Annotated in this window: 14 protein-coding genes; 1 reads left to right on the forward strand and 13 read right to left on the reverse strand. The window is 72.3% G+C overall.

Going from position 1 to position 17282, the window contains the following annotated elements; translation table 11 throughout:
- Positions 1-98 precede the first annotated feature (98 nt).
- A complete protein-coding gene (locus AB0M83_RS38400) occupies positions 99-638 on the reverse strand; it encodes a CGNR zinc finger domain-containing protein (RefSeq protein WP_364525023.1) in 540 nt (179 codons plus the stop codon).
- 80 nt (positions 639-718) lie between these two features.
- Here AB0M83_RS38400 and AB0M83_RS38405 point away from each other — a divergent pair, with 80 nt between their 5' ends.
- Complete coding sequence (locus AB0M83_RS38405) at positions 719-1888, forward strand: MFS transporter (protein WP_364525025.1); 1170 nt, start codon at positions 719-721, stop codon at positions 1886-1888.
- Here AB0M83_RS38405 and AB0M83_RS38410 read toward each other — a convergent pair.
- From AB0M83_RS38410 to rsmH, 12 genes are all read right to left on the reverse strand, one after another.
- Positions 1885-2709: an NAD(P)H-binding protein gene (locus AB0M83_RS38410; protein ID WP_364525027.1), complete on the reverse strand. Its 825-nt coding sequence runs from the start codon at positions 2707-2709 to the stop codon at positions 1885-1887. The genes AB0M83_RS38405 and AB0M83_RS38410 overlap by 4 nt on opposite strands.
- Positions 2710-3017: 308 nt before the next feature.
- Positions 3018-3851, reverse strand: a complete 834-nt coding sequence (locus tag AB0M83_RS38415) for an FtsQ-type POTRA domain-containing protein (protein WP_364525029.1) — start codon at positions 3849-3851, stop codon at positions 3018-3020.
- A gap of 4 nt (positions 3852-3855) precedes the next feature.
- Positions 3856-5259 carry a UDP-N-acetylmuramate--L-alanine ligase gene (gene murC / locus AB0M83_RS38420; RefSeq protein ID WP_364525078.1) on the reverse strand — a complete coding sequence of 468 codons (1404 nt, stop codon included), beginning with the start codon at positions 5257-5259 and terminating at the stop codon, positions 3856-3858.
- Entirely contained in the window at positions 5246-6370 is a 1125-nt protein-coding gene (murG, locus tag AB0M83_RS38425; RefSeq protein WP_364525031.1) for an undecaprenyldiphospho-muramoylpentapeptide beta-N-acetylglucosaminyltransferase, read from the reverse strand. The genes murC and murG overlap by 14 nt, the downstream gene beginning before the upstream one ends.
- Positions 6367-7866: a putative lipid II flippase FtsW gene (gene ftsW, locus AB0M83_RS38430; RefSeq protein WP_364525033.1), complete on the reverse strand. Its 1500-nt coding sequence runs from the start codon at positions 7864-7866 to the stop codon at positions 6367-6369. Before ftsW ends, murG begins: the two co-directional genes overlap by 4 nt.
- Positions 7853-9259, reverse strand: coding sequence for a UDP-N-acetylmuramoyl-L-alanine--D-glutamate ligase (gene murD, locus AB0M83_RS38435; RefSeq protein ID WP_364525035.1), 1407 nt, complete (start codon positions 9257-9259; stop codon positions 7853-7855). The genes ftsW and murD overlap by 14 nt, the downstream gene beginning before the upstream one ends.
- A gap of 2 nt (positions 9260-9261) precedes the next feature.
- Positions 9262-10344: a phospho-N-acetylmuramoyl-pentapeptide-transferase gene (gene mraY / locus AB0M83_RS38440; RefSeq protein ID WP_155546014.1), complete on the reverse strand. Its 1083-nt coding sequence runs from the start codon at positions 10342-10344 to the stop codon at positions 9262-9264.
- Positions 10341-11843: a UDP-N-acetylmuramoyl-tripeptide--D-alanyl-D-alanine ligase gene (gene murF, locus AB0M83_RS38445; RefSeq protein ID WP_364525037.1), complete on the reverse strand. Its 1503-nt coding sequence runs from the start codon at positions 11841-11843 to the stop codon at positions 10341-10343. Before murF ends, mraY begins: the two co-directional genes overlap by 4 nt.
- The gene (locus tag AB0M83_RS38450) at positions 11840-13384 is read right to left on the reverse strand and encodes a UDP-N-acetylmuramoyl-L-alanyl-D-glutamate--2,6-diaminopimelate ligase (protein ID WP_364525080.1); all 1545 of its coding nucleotides are present in this window, start codon (positions 13382-13384) and stop codon (positions 11840-11842) included. The genes murF and AB0M83_RS38450 overlap by 4 nt, the downstream gene beginning before the upstream one ends.
- A gap of 262 nt (positions 13385-13646) precedes the next feature.
- Positions 13647-15572 (reverse strand): penicillin-binding protein 2, encoded by a 1926-nt coding sequence (locus tag AB0M83_RS38455; protein ID WP_364525039.1) that lies wholly within the window; start codon positions 15570-15572, stop codon positions 13647-13649.
- Entirely contained in the window at positions 15572-16285 is a 714-nt protein-coding gene (locus AB0M83_RS38460; RefSeq protein ID WP_364525041.1) for a hypothetical protein, read from the reverse strand. The genes AB0M83_RS38455 and AB0M83_RS38460 overlap by 1 nt, the downstream gene beginning before the upstream one ends.
- Positions 16282-17235 (reverse strand): 16S rRNA (cytosine(1402)-N(4))-methyltransferase RsmH, encoded by a 954-nt coding sequence (rsmH, locus tag AB0M83_RS38465; RefSeq protein ID WP_364525043.1) that lies wholly within the window; start codon positions 17233-17235, stop codon positions 16282-16284. Before rsmH ends, AB0M83_RS38460 begins: the two co-directional genes overlap by 4 nt.
- Positions 17236-17282 lie beyond the last annotated feature (47 nt).

A 17282-nucleotide genomic window follows, 5' to 3' on the forward strand; every position in this document is an offset into this window, starting at 1 on the left:
CTGCCGGCGCCCGGGGTGGTCGTCGTGGTCGCCGCGTGGGCGGTGGGCAGCGCGGCCACATTGGGTACGTGGGACGCACCCAACGCCACTTTGGGGCGCTAGCGGCGGGTCTCGACCCTGGCTCGATAAGTCGACTTCTTCGCCTGGTTCCCGCAGACGTCCATCGAGCACCACCGCCGCGTCCCGGGCCTCGACGTGTCCAGGAACAGCGCGCCGCACCGCTCCCCCGCGCAACGGCGCACCCGCGCGAACTCCGGGGACGTCGCCAGCTCCAGCGCGTCACGGACCAGCAACGCCAGCATCGCCGACGCCGGATCCGATGCCTGCCAGCGCAGTTCGCCCGACGGCGTCAGAGCGGGCGCAGGGACGGGCGAAGCCGCGAACCGGTTCAGTTGCTGTCGCATCGAGGGACGCAAGGATTTTGTCAGCAACGCGTAAATCGCCTCGCGCGCCACCCGGGCGTCGTCCGCCGACGCGGGCCGCACCGGGGCCGGGTAAGGGCCGAACGCGTCGATCCACGCTCCCCACGCCGCCGCGTCCGGGAGTTCCTCCAGCTCCGAGGGCGTCTCGCGGTAGCGCAGCGTCCGGATGAAGTCGAGGCACAGTCTGCCCGCTCCCGCGCGGAATCGGTCCGTCATACGGGTCACAGTACGCCGGAACCGGTTTGACTGGTACCGTCGGGAACCGATCAAACCGGTTCCACGAGGGGGGGGCGCGCATGACCGAGACCGAGCAGAAAGCCCCGCCCGGCTGGCTCGTGCTGCTGCTGGCCGTCTCCTGTGGACTGACCGTCGCCAACCTCTACTACGCCCAGCCGCTGCTCGCCGAGCTGCGGCACACCTTCGGCGTCGGCGAGGCCGCTGCCGGCGGAATCGTCACCGCCACCCAGATCGGCTACGCCGCCGGGATGCTGCTGCTCGTCCCGCTGGGCGACCGCCTCGAGAACCGCGGTCTCGTCGCAACACTGCTCGCGGTCGCCTGCGCGAGCCTGGTCGCCATCGGCGTCGCCCCGGGGTTCGCCGTGCTGCTGATCGCTTCCCTGATCGCCGGGGCGACGTCGGTCGTCGTGCAGATCCTCATCCCGTTCGCCGCCGACATCTCCCCCGACGCCATCCGCGGCCGGATCGTCGGGCGCGTCGTGAGCGGACTGCTGTTCGGCATCCTGCTCTCCCGCGTCGTGGCCAGCTTCCTGGCCGAGGTCACGAGCTGGCGCGTGGTGTTCCTGATCTCGGCGGCCGCGATGGCCGCGCTCGCCGTCGTGCTGCGGTTCATCCTGCCGCGCCGGGCGCCCAAGACCGACGTCCACTACGGACAGTTGCTGCGCTCGACGCTGGCCATGTGGAAGAAGCACCCCGACCTGCGCCACCGCGCGCTGTACCAGTCGGCGATGTTCGGGGCGTTCAGCGCGTTCTGGACGACGATCGCGTTCGTGCTCACCGCTCCGCCGTTCAACTACACGCAGCTCGGCGTCGGCCTGTTCGCGCTGGCGGGTGCGGCCGGTGCCGCGGTGGCGCCGCTGGCCGGGCGGTGGTCCGACCACGGCCACGGCCGGCGGCTCACCGCGGGCGCGTTCGTGCTGTGCGCGGCCGCCTTCGCGCTCGCCGGCTTCGGCGCGCACAGCGTGGTCCTGCTGGCGATCGCCGCGATCGCGGTCGACATGGCCGTCCAGGCGACCCTGGTGACCGGCCAGCACGTGATCTACCAGCTCGACCCGTCGGCCCGCGCCCGCGTCAACAGCGTCTACCTCGGCACGTTCTTCATCGGCGGCGCGATCGGCTCCCAGGCCGGCTCGATCGCCTACCACCTCGGCGGCTGGACGGCGGTCGTCGGGTTCGCCGGCGTCCTCCCGCTGCTCGGCCTGGCCGGGATGACGCGCACCCGGGTCTAGGCGAACACCGCCCGGTTCGCCGCGGCCCACTCCGCGTACGTCGTCCCCGGGCGGCCCAGCAGCTCCTCGACGACGCCGGTCGGCACCTGCGGGTGCCGCAGCGTCTCCTCGAAGCCGTCCAGGAGCCAGTCGACCGCCTGCTCGGGGACGCCGTACCCGACCCACTGCGCTCGCTGCTCGGCGCGGGTCAGCTCCCGGAACCGGATTTCCTTGCCCAGTACCGTTTCCAGCGTCGCGACCTGTCCGCGCAGGCTGATCGCCTCGGGTCCACTGAGGACATACGTCTGACCGACGTGTCCCTCGGTGGTCAGCACGCGGGCGGCCACCGCGGCGATGTCGCCGAGGTCGATCGGGGTCTGCGTCGCGTCGCCGTAGGCCATCGCCACCTCACCCGCGCGGACCATGGGCGCCCAGTCGAGAGTGTTGTTCATGAAGACGCCGGGACGCAGGAACGTCCACGCGAAGCCGGCTTCCCGCACCGCCTTCTCAACGGCGCCGTATTCGTTGCCGCTGGAGCCTTCGTGGTCATCGCCGACGCTGCTGCCCGACAGCGCGACGACCCGTTTGATGCCCGCTTCGGCCGCCAGTTCGCAGAACCGCCGGACGGTCCGCGCCATCGGAGCCAGGTAGACGGCGTCGACGCCCTCCAACGGCAGCGTCGCCGGCTTGGCGAGCGACCCGACGACCACCTCCACTTCCGGCGGCAGCTTCGCGCGTCCGGGATCGATGGTCAGCGCCCGCACTGATGCGCCGGTCTCGAGCAGCTCGTCGACCACGAGCCGTCCGACACTGCCGGTCGCGCCCGTCACCAGGATCGTCATGACACCCTCCATGTTGTCGTATGCCGTACGAGATCGTACGGCATACGACAATGCGGTGCACGGGATTTCCGATGACGACCAGGATCGGCGCCAGGCAGAATGAGCCGGTGAATGACGCCGGCGACCGATTCCGGGGCCCCTTGGCTCGGGTCGGCCGGTTCACAGACGCATACGAACGTGGGCCGGTTCCCGGCTCGATGAGCATGGTGGAACGGCTCCCCGCCTGGCTGAAGTCGGCGAAGAACCGTGGCGCGGTGCTGCGGGGCATCCGGCGGTTGCGGTCGTCGCAGCCCGCCACCTGACAGGAATCAGGAAGTGATCGTCGGCAGCTCGGGCGCCGCGACGTCGTAGACCTTGCCCTCTTGGGTGAGCAGCGCCGCCAGGACCTTGGCCTTGCGGTCCGTCTGCTCCGCCGTTCCCCAGCGGACGATCTTCCCGCTCGACAACGTGAACTCCACGCTCGCCGGGGTCTTCGCCGTCGCCGTCGTGACCTGCTTCAGCAGCTGCTCCGGGATCACGCCCAAAACCGCCGTCACCGCTCGGGTCACCGGGTCGTCCGCCGACACCTTCGGCAGCTTGAGCTCCGGCAACCCCGCCGGGCGGCCGGGCACCGTCTTGAACACCACGCCGCCGCCGTCGACCAGGTGGACGCCGTCGCCGCCCGGGCCGCTGTCGAAGAACGCGATCGCCGTCCGCTCGGTCACCGTGATCTCGACCGTGTTCGGCCAGGACCGCGACACCTCGACCGTCGCGATGCCCGGCATCGCCGCCACGCGGTCGCGGATCTCGTCGGTGCTCAGCAGCAGCATCGGCTTGTCCACCGGCACCGCCGCCGCGTCGCGGATCCGGTCGGCCGAAACCGTGCGCGAGCCGCTGACCGAGACGTCCTTCGCCCCGAGCATCGAGCTGAAGAACAGCAGGTACACCGCCGCGACGACGGTCAGCACGGTCAGCAGCGCGACCCACCGGCGGCGGATCTCCACCTGCCGGTTCGGCCGGTTCCGCACCCCGGGCCTGGGGCGCGCGGCGCGGGTGCGGCGGCGCTCCTCCTCGGAGCGCCGCCCCCGGCGTTCCCGCGCCAGGGCGGCGCGATCCCATTGGTCCTCTTCGGACGGACGGCGGCGTTCCCTGGTCGGACTCATCGGCTCAGCGCTTGTCCAGCTCGGCGAGGATCTCCGGCCCCAGCTGCGTCACGTCCCCGGCCCCCATGGTGACGACCAGGTCGCCCGCGCGGGCCAGCCCGGCCACCAGACCGGCGGCGACGTCGAACGCGGGCTCGTAGTGCACCGGCACGGTCACCGCGTCGGCGATCAGCGCGCCGGTCACGCCCGGCTCCGGCTCCTCGCGGGCGCCGTAGACGTCCAGCACGACGACCTGGTCGGCCAAGGACAACGCGGAAGCGAATTCCGCCGAGAACAGCTTGGTCCGCGAGAACAGGTGCGGCTGGAACACGACGACGACCCGGCCGGTCCCGGCCGCGGTCCGCACCGCGCGCAGCTGCGCGGCCACCTCGGTCGGGTGGTGGGCGTAGTCGTCGTAGACGCGGACGTCGCCGGCCCGGCCCTTGAACTCGAAGCGACGCCGCACGCCGCCGAACGCCGCGAGCCCGTCCGCCAGCTCGGCGGCGGGGGCACCCAGCTCCAGGCCGGCCAGCAGCGCGGCGACCGCGTTGAGCGCCATGTGCGCACCCGGCACCGCGACCCGCACCGACAGCTCGGAGCCGTCCAGCAGGAGCCGGACGACGCCGCCGTCGGGCGCCGGGGTGTAGTCCAGGATGCGGGCGTCGCCCTCACCGGTGGCCGTGCGGCCGTAGCGGCGCACCCGGACGCCGAGCTCGGCCGCCTGCGTGCCCAGCTCGTCCGCCGCCGCGTCGTCGGCGCAGACGATCAGCAGCCCGCCCGGCACGATCCGGCCGACGAACTCGGTGAACACCTTCGTGTAAGCCTCGGCGGTGCCGTGGTGGTCCAGGTGGTCCGGCTCGACGTTCGTCACCACCGCGACCGACGGCGAGTAGGTCAGGAACGAGCCGTCGCTCTCGTCGGCTTCCGCGACGAAGATGCCGCCCTCGCCGTGGTGGGCGTTGGCCCCGGACTCGTTGAGGTCGCCGCCGATGGCGAACGACGGGTCGAGCCGGCAGTGCTGCAGCGCCACGGTGAGCATCGACGTCGTCGACGTCTTGCCGTGCGTGCCCGCGATGCAGGCGACGCGGTGGCCTTCCATCAGCCCGGCCAGCGCCTGCGCCCGGTGCAGCACCGGGATCCCCGCGGCCCGCGCCGCGGCCAGCTCGGGGTTGGTCTCCTTGATCGCCGTCGAAACGACGACCGCGGACGGCGGCTCGGCCAAGGCGGCAATGTTCTCGGCGCTCTGGCCGACGAACAGCTCGGCGCCCTGGGCGCGCAGCGACAGCAGCGCGCGCGACTCCTTGGCGTCCGAGCCCGACACGAAAGCCCCGCGCGCCAGCAGGATCCGCGCGATGCCGGACATGCCGGCGCCGCCGATCCCGATCAGGTGCGCCCGGCGCAGCTCTTCAGGCAGTTCAGGCACCGGCAGCCTCCAAGACGATGCGGGCGAGCAGTTCGTCGGCCTCGCGGTGGCCCATGCCGACCGCGGCCGCGCCCATCTTCGCGACGCGGTCGGCGTCGGTGACCAGCGGGACGACCAGGTCGGCGACCTTGGCCGCGGTGAGGTCGCCGTCGAAGACCATCAGCGCCGCGCCGGCATCGACGGCCGGCCGCGCGTTGGTGGCCTGCTCGCCGTTGCCGTGGGGCAGCGGGACGAACACCGCGGGCAGCCCGACCGCCGTCACCTCGGCGACGGTCATCGCGCCCGACCGGCACACCGCGACGTCGGCGGCCGCGTACGCCAGGTCCATCCGCTCCAGGTACGGCACCGGCACGTACGCCGGCTTGCCCGGGAACTCCTGCACGACCAGCGTGTTCTTCGGGCCGTGCGCGTGCAGCACGCCGACGCCGGCGTCGGCCAGGTCCTTCGCCGCGCCGGACAGCGCCGAGTTGATCGACTGCGCGCCCTGCGAGCCGCCGAACACCAGCAGCGTGGGCGCGTCCGGGTCGAGCCCGAAGTGCGCGCGGGCCTCGGCGCGCAGCCCGGCCCGGTCGAGCGACGTGATCGACCGCCGCAGCGGGATCCCGACGACCTCGGCCTTGGGCAGCGGCGTGCCCGCGACGGCGACCGCGACCCGCTTCGCGAACCGCGCGCCGACCTTGTTCGCCAGGCCCGGCGACTGGTTGGCCTCGTGCACGACGATCGGGACGCGCCCGCGCGCGGCCAGGTAGGCGGGCAGGGCGACGTAGCCACCGAAGCCGACGACGACGTCCGCGCCGACCCGGTCGAGGACCTCGCGGGTCTTGCGGACCGAGTCGCGGACCTTCAGGGGCAGCCGCAGCAGCTCCGGCGTCGGTTTGCGCGGCAGCGGGACCGGCGGGATCAGCTCCAGCTCGTACCCGCGGGCCGGGACGAGCTTGCTCTCCAGGCCGCGCTCGGTACCGAGAGCGATCACCGTCGCGTCCGGGCGCAGCCGCTTGACGGCGTCGGCCAGGGCGAGGGCGGGTTCGATGTGTCCTGCGGTGCCACCTCCGGCGACCACGACCACGGGCCCCTTGCCCGCGGCAGCTCGCTCGGTTCCCTTGACGGGCTTACTCACCAATGACCTCTCCGGTTCGCGGTACTCCGGGTACCACGGCTCGCTGTTGTCCGCGCGGCCCCGCGAGACGTGGCCGTGCTCGTCCGTGCCGCGCTGCGGCGCACCGGCTCGCGGACCGACTTGCGCCGTTCCTGCGCCGGGGCGGGCCGCGCCGCACGGGGCGCGGGCCTGGCCGCCTTCGCCCCACTGCGCGCCGCCCCCTTGCGCGTGGCGGGCGGGCGGTACGGGTCGGGCGCGGGCAGCCGCAGCAGGCGTCCGAACTTACCCGGCCCCTGCGTGCGCAGTGCGGCCACCGCCTCCGGTTCGTGCCGGGCGGCGTTCGCGAGCACGCCCATGATGAGCATGGTGATCACCAGCGAGGTGCCGCCGTAGGAGATCAGCGGCAGCGTGACGCCGGTGACCGGCAGCAGGCCGACGACGTAGCCGATGTTGATGCCGGCCTGGGCCACCAAGAACACGGTGAGCGTGCCGGACACGATCCGGATCCACGGGTCGATGTTGCGGGTGGCGATCCGCAGGCCCACGATGGCGACCCCGGCGAACAGGGCGAGCACGACGATGCAGCCGATCAGGCCCAGCTCCTCGCCGATCAGGGCGAAGATGAAGTCGTTCTGCACGTTCGGCAGGTAGTTCCAGCTGGCCGCGCCCTGGCCGAGGCCCTTGCCGAACAGGCCGCCGTCGGCGAGCGCGAGCTTGGCCTGGTTGGCCTGGAAGCCCTCGGCGCTGGTGTCGGCGTCCGGCGACAGGAACGACATGACGCGGTCGAGCCGGTAGGGCGCGATCACCGCGAGCACGAGGATGCCGGCCAGGCCGCCGGCCAGGATCACGCCGAACAGCCGTTTCGGGGCACCGGCGAACCACAGCAGCGCCAGCAGCACCACGGCGAGGGTGACTGTGCCGCCGAGGTCCGGTTGCAGCATGACCAGGGCGAACATCAGCAGCGCGATCGGCACCACCGGCACCAGCAGGTGCCGCCACTGGTGGATCACGTTGTACTTGATCACCAGGATGTGGGCACCCCAGAAAGCCAGCGCGACCTTCGCGGCCTCGACGGGCTGGAAGGTGAACTCGCCGATCCGGAACCAGCCCTGCGAGCCGTTCACGGTCGAGCCGAGCGGGGTGAGCACGAGCACCAGCAGGCCGAGGCAGATCACCGTCGCGGTGGCCGACATCCGCCGGATCCGCTCCAGTTTGACCCGCATGCCCAGCCAGAACACCACGCCGCCGAGCGCGACGAACACCAGGTGCTTGGTGAACAGCGAGTAGACCCCGCTGCCGGTCTTCGGGTTGTAGGACGCGACCGACGACGCCGAGAGCACCATGACGATGCCGATCACGGTGAGCACGCCGGTCAGCGCGAGCACGAGGTGGAACGACGCCAGCGGACGCGAGAGCCACGCGGTCAGCGCGGTCCGGAAGGCGACGAAGCCGCTCTCCTTGCGCTCCCGGCGCGGGCGCTTCGGTGGTGTCCGGGGCTTGGGCTCAGTGACCGTCACTCGGCTCCCCCGCTGCGTCGTCGCGGAGCACATGCACAGCCCGTGCGAACGCGTCGCCGCGCTCGCCGTAGCTCGAGAACATGTCCAACGACGCCGCGGCGGGTGCGAGCAGCACCACGTCACCAGGCCGGGCCATCGCGCTGGCCGCACTCACCGCCGCAGTCATGGGTTCATGGTCACCCGGACGGAGGCTGTTCACCGGGACATCCGGCGCGTGTCGCGCCACCGCGGCGGCGATCACGGGTGAATCGACGCCGAGGAGCACGACTCCGCGGAGACGGCCGGCGATGCTGCTCACCAGTTCGTCGACGGAGGCGCCCTTGAGCTGACCTCCGGCGATCCAGACGATGCTCTGGTGGGCCCGCAGCGACCCGGCGGCCGCGTGCGGGTTGGTCGCCTTCGAGTCGTTGACGTACCGGACCCCGGCGACCTCGGCCACCTCGACGGCCCGGTGCGGGGCCGGCTGGTACTCGCGCAGGCCCTTCAGCACGGCCTCCGGCGGGACGCCGTGGGCCCGGGCCAGCGAGGCGGCGGCCAGGGCGTTCGAGACGTTGTGCGGGCCCGCCGGGCGGACGTCGGCGAGGGTGGCGAGCTCTTCGGCGCTGTTCGCCGGGTCGGCGACGAAAGCACGGTCGACCAGCAGGTCCTCGACCAACCCCAGCTCCGCGGCCGACGGCGTGTCCAGCCGGAAGCCGACGCGGCGGGCGCTCTCGGGCGCGTGCTCCCGCGCGATCCGCGTGGACCACTCGTCGTCGGCGTTGTGCACGGCGACCTTGGCCCGCGTGTACACGCGGCCCTTGGCGGCGGCGTAGGAATCCATCGAGCCGTGCCAGTCGATGTGGTCCTCGGCCAGGTTGAGCACCACGGCCGCGTCCGGCGCGAGGGTCGAGGACCAGTGCAGCTGGAAGCTCGACAGCTCCACGGCCAGCACGTCGTAGCCGGCGCGAACGGCGTCGAGGGCCGCGTAGCCGATGTTTCCGCAGGCCACGGCGTTGGCACCGGCCGCCTTGAGGATCGACTCGAGCATGCCCACGGTGGTCGTCTTGCCGTTGGTCCCGGTGACGACCAGCCAGGACGGCGGGTGGTCGCGCAGCTGCCCGGCGCGCCAGGCCAGCTCGACGTCGCCGATCACCTCGACGCCCGCCTCGGCCGCGGCCACCAGCAGCGGCGACGTCGGCCGCCAGCCGGGGCTGGTGACGACGAGGACGACGTCGGCCGGCGGCTCGGTCAGGCCGGGCACCAGCTCGGCACCCAGCCCCTCCAGTTCGGCCAGGCGCTCGGCGTTGCCGTCGGTGACGGTGACCTTCGCACCCAGCTCGGTGAGCACGGGCACGATCGACTTGCCGGTGACCCCCGCACCGGCGACCAGGACGTGACGACCGGCGATATGCAAGGTCAGCCTCCGAAGCCCAGCTGTTCGCTGTAGAACAGGCCGAGCCCGAACATGCAGCAGATCGCCGACAGCAACCAGAACCGGATGATCACCGTGGTTTCGGCCCACCCGGCGAGCTCGAAGTGGTGGTGGAACGGCGCCATCCGGAACAGCCTTCGCCGGGTCGTCCGGAAGACCGCGATCTGCGCGACCACCGAGATCATCTCGACCATGAAGAGGCCGCCGATGACGATGGCGAGCAGCTCGGTGCGGGTGGTCATGGACAGCCCGGCGACCAGGCCGCCGAGGGCCAGCGAGCCGGTGTCGCCCATGAAGATCTTCGCCGGGGCCGCGTTCCACCACAGGAACCCGACGCAGGCGCCGGCGGCCGCGGCGGCGACCACGGCCAGGTCGAGCGGGTCGCGGACGTCGTAGCAGGCGGGCGCCGGGCCGTTGGCGCAGTTCAGCCGCTCCTGCCAGAACGCGATCACGACGTAGGTCGCCAGCACCATGGCCGCCGAGCCGCCCGCCAGGCCGTCGAGACCGTCGGTGAAGTTCACCGCGTTCGACCAGCCGGAGATCACGATGTAGCAGAAGATCACGAAGATCACCGACGGGAAGGTGATCAGCGCGAGGTCACGGACGTAGGAAAGGCTCTCCGACGCCGGCGTGATGCCGCGCGAGTCCGCGAAGTTCAGCGCCAGGACCGCGAACGCGATGGTGACCACCAGCTGGCCGACCAGCTTCGCGGTCTTGTTCAGCCCCAGGTTGCGCTGCTTGCGGATCTTGATGAAGTCGTCGAGGAAGCCGACGATCCCGAGGCCCACCGCGAGCATCAGCACGAGCAGCCCGGAGGCCGTCGGCGCGCCGCTGCGGGAGTTGAACATCCAGTTGATCAGGTGCGCGGCGAAGTACCCGACGACCATCGCGATGATGATCGCGACGCCACCCATCGTCGGCGTGCCGCGCTTGGACTTGTGTCCCTGCGGGCCTTCCTCACGGATCTCCTGGCCGAAGCCCTGCCGGGAGAACACCCGGATCAGGTACGGCGTCAGCAGGATGGAGATCAGCAGGCCCGCCCCGGCCGCGATCAGGATGCTGATCACGCGTCACCACCGTTCGAGCGATTCTCGGAGTTGTCGGTTTCCCGGGGTTCGAGCAGAGCTTCGGCGACCCGCCAGAGGCCGGCGGCCTTGGAAGCCTTCACCAGCACCACGTCCCCGGGGCGGAGCTGATCATGCAGCAGGGCGATCGCGGCCCCGACGTCGGGTACCAGAGTGGATTCCTCGCCCCAGGAGCCTTCCTGGAACGCACCCTGGTGCATGGCCGCCGCCTCGGGCCCGATCACGACGAGCTTGGCGATGTTGAGCCGGACGACCAGCCGGCCGATCTCGTCGTGGGCGGTGACCGCGTCCGCGCCGAGCTCGCCCATCACGCCGAGCACGGCCCAGGACCGCCGGCCGCTCTCCCGCGTCATCGCCGCGAGGGCCTTGAGGCCCGCCCGCATCGACTCGGGGTTGGCGTTGAAGGAGTCGTTGAGGATCGTGACGCCGTCTTCGCGGGTGACGACCTCCATGCGACGCGCCGAGCGCCGTTCGAGGCCCGAGAGGCGCGTGGCGACCTCCTCCGGCGTCGCGCCCAGCTCCAGCGCGACCGCCGCGGCGGACAGCGCGTTGCCGACGTGGTGCTCGCCGTGCAGCGGCAGCTTCACGTCGGCCTCGCCCGCCGGGGTGATCAGCCGGAAGGAGCCGCGGGCTTCGTCGTCGAGGGTGATGTTCTCCGCGCGGATCTGCGCCGAGGGGCTTTCGCCGACGAACACGACCCGGGCCTTCGTGCGGCTCGCCATGGCCGCGACCAGCGGGTCGTCCAGGTTGAGCACCGCGACGCCGTCCTCGGGCAGGGCCTCGACCAGCTCGCCCTTGGTCTTCGCGATGCCTTCGCGCGAGCCGAACTCGCCGACGTGCGCGGTGCCGACGTTCAGCACCACGCCGATGCGCGGCGGGGCGATCTCGGCGAGGTGGGCGATGTGCCCCGGCCCGCGCGCGGACAGCTCCAGCACCAGGTGCCGGGTCTGCGCGTCGGCCCGCAGGGCGGTCCAGGGGTGCCCCAGCTCGTTGTTGAACGACCCGGGCGGCGCGACCGTCGGGCCGAGCGGCTCGAGCAGCTGCGCGATGACGTCCTTCGTCGACGTCTTGCCGGACGAGCCGGTGACCCCGACGACGGTCAGGTTCCCCTCGGCCAGGCGCTGCACGACGAACCGGGCGAGCTTGGCCAGCGCGGCCAGCACCGCGGCGCCGGAGCCGTCCTTGTCGCCGGTCAGCGCGACCGACCGTTCGTGGGCCTCGCCCGGCGCCAGGGGCGGGACGACGATGGCGGGCGCGTCGACCTCGCGGGCGGCCAGCACGGCGACGGCACCGGCTTCGGCGGCCTGCGCGGCGAAGTCGTGGCCGTCGACCTTCTCCCCAGGCAGGGCGACGAACAGGCCGCCGGGCGTGAGCTTCCGGGTGTCGAACTCCACGCTGCCGGTCACCTGCGCGCCCGGGTCGGCGCGGTGCAGCCGGCCGCCGACGACGTCGGCGATCTCGGCCAGGCTGAGCACGATCACACACTCACCTCGAGTTTGTTGCGGATGGCCGCGGCCAGCTCGTCGCGGTCGGAGAACGGGTGCACGACGCCGCCGGCCTCCTGGCCGGATTCGTGCCCCTTGCCGGCGAGGAAGACGATGTCGCCCGGCTCGGCGAGCGACACGGCGTGCGCGATGGCTTCGCGGCGGTCGCCGATTTCGACGACCTCACCGCCCTCGGCGGGCCCGACGGCGCGGGCGCCGGCGAGCATCGCGGCGCGGATCGCCGCGGGGTCTTCGGAGCGCGGGTTGTCGTCGGTGACGATCAGGACGTCGCTGCGGCGGGCCGCCGCCTCGCCCATCATCGGGCGCTTGGCGGTGTCGCGGTCGCCGCCACAGCCCAGCACCGTGATGATCCGGCCCTCGGCGCGGGCGCGCAGCGCGTCCAGGCCCTGCGCGACGGCGGCCGGCTTGTGGGCGTAGTCGACGACGGCGGTGAACCCCTGGCCGACGTGGACCCGCTCCATCCGGCCCGGCACCTGCACCTGGGCGAGCCCGGCGACGATGTGCTCCAGGCCCACCCCGGCGGTGCTCAGGATCGCGGCGGCCAGCACGGCGTTGGCGACGTTGAACTCGCCGGGCAGCGGGATCCGCGCGGGTGCGCTGAGGCCGTCCGGGCCGTGCAGGATGAACGTCTGCTCGCCGTGCGGCGTGGCCTGCAGGTCGGTGGCCTTCCACGCCGCGTCGGTGCCGGGATCGGTGGTCACGGTGACCGTCTGCGGCGTGAGCAGCGCCTGGCCCCAGGCGCTGTCGACCACGACGACCTCGGTGGTCGAACGGCCGTCGAACAGCAGGGACTTCGCGGCGAAGTACTCCTGCATGTCCTTGTGGAAGTCGAGGTGGTCCTGGGAGAGGTTGGTGAACGCGCCGACCGCGAACCGGGTGCCGTTGGCGCGGCCCAGCGCGAGCGCGTGGCTGGAGACCTCCATCGGCACGTGCGTGACGCCGCGCTCGAGCATGACCGCGAGCAGGGCCTGCAGGTCCGGCGCCTCCGGCGTGGTGAACCCGCTGACCAGCCGCTCGCCGGCGATCCGGGTTTCGACGGTGCCGATCAGGCCGGTGGTCAGCCCGGCCGCCTGCAGGCCGGCGTCGACCAGGTACGACGTCGTGGTCTTGCCGGACGTGCCGGTGACGCCGAGGACGGCCAGCTGCAGCGAGGGTTCGCCGTAGATCCAGGCGGCGATCTCGCCGAGCGCGGCGCGCGGGTCGGCGTGGACGAGGATCGGGACGCCGGCGTCGCGCAGGGCGGGCCGCTCGGCGCCTTCGGCGTCGGTGAGGACCGCGACGGCCCCCGCGGCGATCGCCTGGTCGCTGAAGTCGGCACCGTGGGCCCGGGCGCCGGGCAGCGCGGCGAAGAGGTCGCCGGGCAGCACGTGCTGGGCGCGCAGGGTGGTGCCGGTGACGGTGAGCTCGGCCGCGTCGGGGCGGTCGGCGATCAGGCGGGCGTCCGCCCTGGCGAGGAGGGTCGCCAGCGGGACCGGGTCGATGCGCGCCGGGCGCGGCGGCGCGGGGACCGCTTTCACCGGGCTTTCCGGCACCTGGGAACTGGACGAGGACACGGACACGGCCAAGAGGCTACCGGCGGGCGTTCCGGGGGCCCGCACGCGGTACGGCGATTGCGCGCGGCTGAGGCACATGTGCTAAGCGCCGTCATGGACATCATTGCGCCACAAGGCTTTCCGGCATCCGGCCGGCCGAAGTGGACGATGCCGGGCGGAAAAGCCGTGAAGGCCTCCTTGCCGGCTTCTCGAGCCGGTAAGGAGGCCTTCACGGACTGTGCCTGGACTACTGCACGATGAGCGGGACCTCCGGCGACGGCCCGTCCGACAGCGGGATCTGGTACCGCTGCGTCAGGTACGACGCGATGCTGTGGAACAGCGGCGCCGCGGAGTGCCCCACCGGCAGGGTCGTGTCGGGCGCGTCCAGCCGGATCCCGACGACGAATCGGGGGTGGTCCGCGGGCAGGATGCCGGCGAAGGTGATGTTGTAGAGGTGGTCGCTGTAGCCCTTGTTCCGCGGGTCGATCTGCTGGCCGGTGCCGGTCTTGCCGGAGATCTGGTAGCCCTCGACCGCCGCCGTCGGCGCGGTGCCCTTCTGCAGGCCCTTGCCGTTCTGCGCGACCGCGCGCATCATGTCGCGCACCGTCTTCGCCGTCTGCGGGCTGACCACCTGGACCGACTTCGGCGCCGGCTCGGGCACCGTGGTGCCGTCCGGGTTCACCTTCGCCTTGACGATCCGCGGTTCGACGCGCACGCCGTCGTTCGCGATCGTCTGGTACAGCCCGGCCATCTGCAGCACGGTCATCGACAGGCCCTGCCCGATCGGCAGGTTGCCGAAGGTCGTCGCCGACCACTGGCTGCGCGGCGGCACCGAGCCCGCGCTCTCGCCGGGCAGGCCGACTCCGGTGCGCTGGCCGAGGCCGAACTTCTTGAGCAGGTCGAGGTAGCGGTCCTCACCGATCTTCTGCGCCAGCAGCAGTGTGCCGATGTTGGACGACTTGGCGAAGATCCCGGTAGTGGTGAACGTCTGCGTCCCGTGCGTCCAGGCGTCGTGCACGGTCTTGTCGGCGACCTGCAGCTGGCCGGGCACCTGGACGGTCGACTCCGGGGTCGCGATGCCGTAGTCGATCGCCCCGGTGGCGGTGACGATCTTGTTGACCGACCCCGGTTCGAACGGCGTGGTGACCGCGGGGTTGGCGAGGTCGTCGGCCGTCCAGGTGGACTGGTCGTTGGGGTCGAACGACGTGTTGTTGGCCAGCGCGTAGACCTCGCCGGTCTTGGCGTCCAGGACGACCGCCTGCCCGCCCTTGGCGTGCGACTGCTGGACGTAGTCCGCCAGCTGGCGCTGCACCTCGTACTGCAGGTCGGAGTCGATGGTCAGCTCGAGGTCCGACCCCGGCACGGCGGCCTGCAGGTCGCGCTCGGTGCCCGGGATGACGACGTTGTCGCTGCCGTTCTTGGTGTTGACCAGCATCCGGCCCGGGGTACCCGCCAGGTCGTTGTCGCGGAGCTGCTCCAGCCCGACGAGGCCGTGCAGGTTGTGCTTGGACACGTCCGGGTCGTCGGAGCGCCAGTTCGCGGCACCCACGATGTTGGACGCCAGGCTGCCGCCCGGGTACTCCCGCAGCGCGCGCTTCTCGACGCCGATCCACGCGAACTTCTTCACGATGTCGGCGGCGACCGACGGCTCGACGTTGTGCTCGAGGTAGGTGAAGGACGCCTGCTTGTGGAACAGGTCCAGCAGCTGCTGCTCGGTGAGCTGGCTCGGCACCTTGGCCGCGATGTACTTCGCGGCCGCGGCGGTCTCGGCGTCGAACGTCTTCTTCGTGCCGGGGTTCTTCGCGGCGAAGTCGTCCATGTTCTTGTGCAGCGCCTTGAGGTTCACCGACAGCGACCGCACCTCGACGCTGAACGCGAGCTTGGCGCCGCTACGGTCCACAATGGACCCGCGCTGGGCCGGGATGTCGATGGTCTGGGTGCGCTGCCGCTCGGCCGCGGCCGACAGCGCGCCGGCCTCGAACCACTGCACCTGCACCAGTTTCACGCCCGCGACGAGCAGCACGGCGACCAGGATGAGGCGCACGGCGGAGAACCGGCCGCGGTTGCCGCCGTTGCCCCGGCGCGCGGCCGCGCTGCGCGTTCCCGCGGCGTAGGTCCGGCGCGCGCTCCCCGCGGCGCGCGCACGGGCCTGTCCCCGGCTCGAGGAAGCCATCACTGGCCGGCTCCCGGCTGGGCCGGCTGGTCTTCGGCGGGCACCGCGGGCTGGTCACCTTCGATCGGCACGCCCTGCTGCGACTGCGTGCCCGCGGCGGGCGCGGCCGGCGGCGCGACCGGCACCGCCGGCGTGTCCGCCTTGGCCTTCTTGGGCTCGCCGACGAGCGACGTCTTCCCGTCCGGGCCCACGAGGATGCGCGCCGGGTCGCCGCCCGGCACCATGCCCAGCTGCTGGGCCGCGGGGGCCAGCGACGCCGGCGACTCGGCCTTCGCGACTTCGCGCTGCAGCTGTTCCTTCGTCTCGGCCAGGTTCGCGTTGGTCGTGCGCAGCTGCTCGAGCCGGTAGGAGTCGGCGATCGCCTGCGTGGTCAGCCACAGCGTGGTCGCCACGCCGGCGGCCAGCAGCGCCATCATCAGCAGCACGAACGACGCGCGCGACTTCGGCAGCCGCAGCTTGAGCTTGGGCGCGCCCGGCTCGGCGGTCTTCGTCTTCGTCTTCGGCGCGGGCCGCGGCTCGCGCTCCTTGAGCAGGTCGGCGCGCTGGGCGCGGCGCGCGTAGGCGCGCTCGGCCGCGGACGTGCGGCCCCGCGAGGCGCGGCGCGGCGCGGCGGTCTGCGGTTCCGGCTCGGCGGTGGTCGAGGTGCGGGCGGCCTCGCTGCGGCCCCGCGTCGCCGGCGCGTTCCGGCGGCGGGACTTCGTGGGAGCGGTCATCGCGGCTCTCCGATCCTCTCTGCGGCCCGCAACCGCACCGAAGCGGCGCGCGGGTTGTGTGCCATCTCCTCTTCGCCGGCCTTCTCGGCGCCTCGCGTCAGGAGCTTCAGCTCCGGTCCGTGTCCCGGCAGCTCCACCGGAAGTCCTTCCGGGGTGCGGGACTTCGCGAGCTCGGCCAGCGCCTGCTTGACGATCCGGTCTTCCAGGGACTGGTAGGACTCGACGACGATCCGCCCGCCCACGCCGAGCGCGCCCAGCGCGGCGGGCATGGCCCGGCGGAGCACCTCCAGCTCGCCGTTGACCTCGATCCGCAGCGCCTGGAACGTGCGCTTGGCCGGGTGCCCGCCGGTCCGCCGGCTGGCCGCCGGCACGGCGTCGTAGAGCAGCTCGACCAGGCGGCCGCTCATCGTGAACGGTTCCTGTTCGCGGGCTTTCACGACGGCCTTGACGATCCGCTGCGCGAACCGTTCCTCGCCGTAGTCCCGCAGGATCCGGATCAGCTCGCCGGGTGCGTAGGTGTTGAGGACGTCGGCGGCGGTGAACCCGGTGGTCGGGTCCATCCGCATGTCGAGCGGCGCGTCCTTCGAGTAGGCGAAGCCGCGCTCGGCGCGGTCCAGCTGCATCGACGAGACGCCGAGGTCGAACAGGATGCCGTCGGCCTTGGCGATCTTCAGCCCGGCGAGGGCTTCGGGGAGTCCGTCGTAGACGGTGTGCACGAAGTCGACGCGGTCACCGTGGCGGGCCAGCCGCTCTCTCGACTTTTCGAGCGCGGCGGGGTCGCGGTCCAGCGCGACGAGGCGCAGCCGCGGGAAGGCTTCGAGGAGGGCGTCGGAGTGCCCGCCGAGACCGACGGTCGCGTCCACGAGGACGCCGTCACGCTCGGCGAACACGGGGGTGAACAGCTCGACGATGCGCCTCAGCAGTACCGGGACGTGCTCGGGTGCCGTCATGGTGTTCCCTCCCCCTTTCTCGCCTGGGCGGCTCGGGGGAAATATGG

The sequence above is a fragment of the Amycolatopsis sp. NPDC051106 genome (assembly GCF_040682775.1).
Classification (GTDB): Bacteria; Actinomycetota; Actinomycetes; order Mycobacteriales; family Pseudonocardiaceae; genus Amycolatopsis.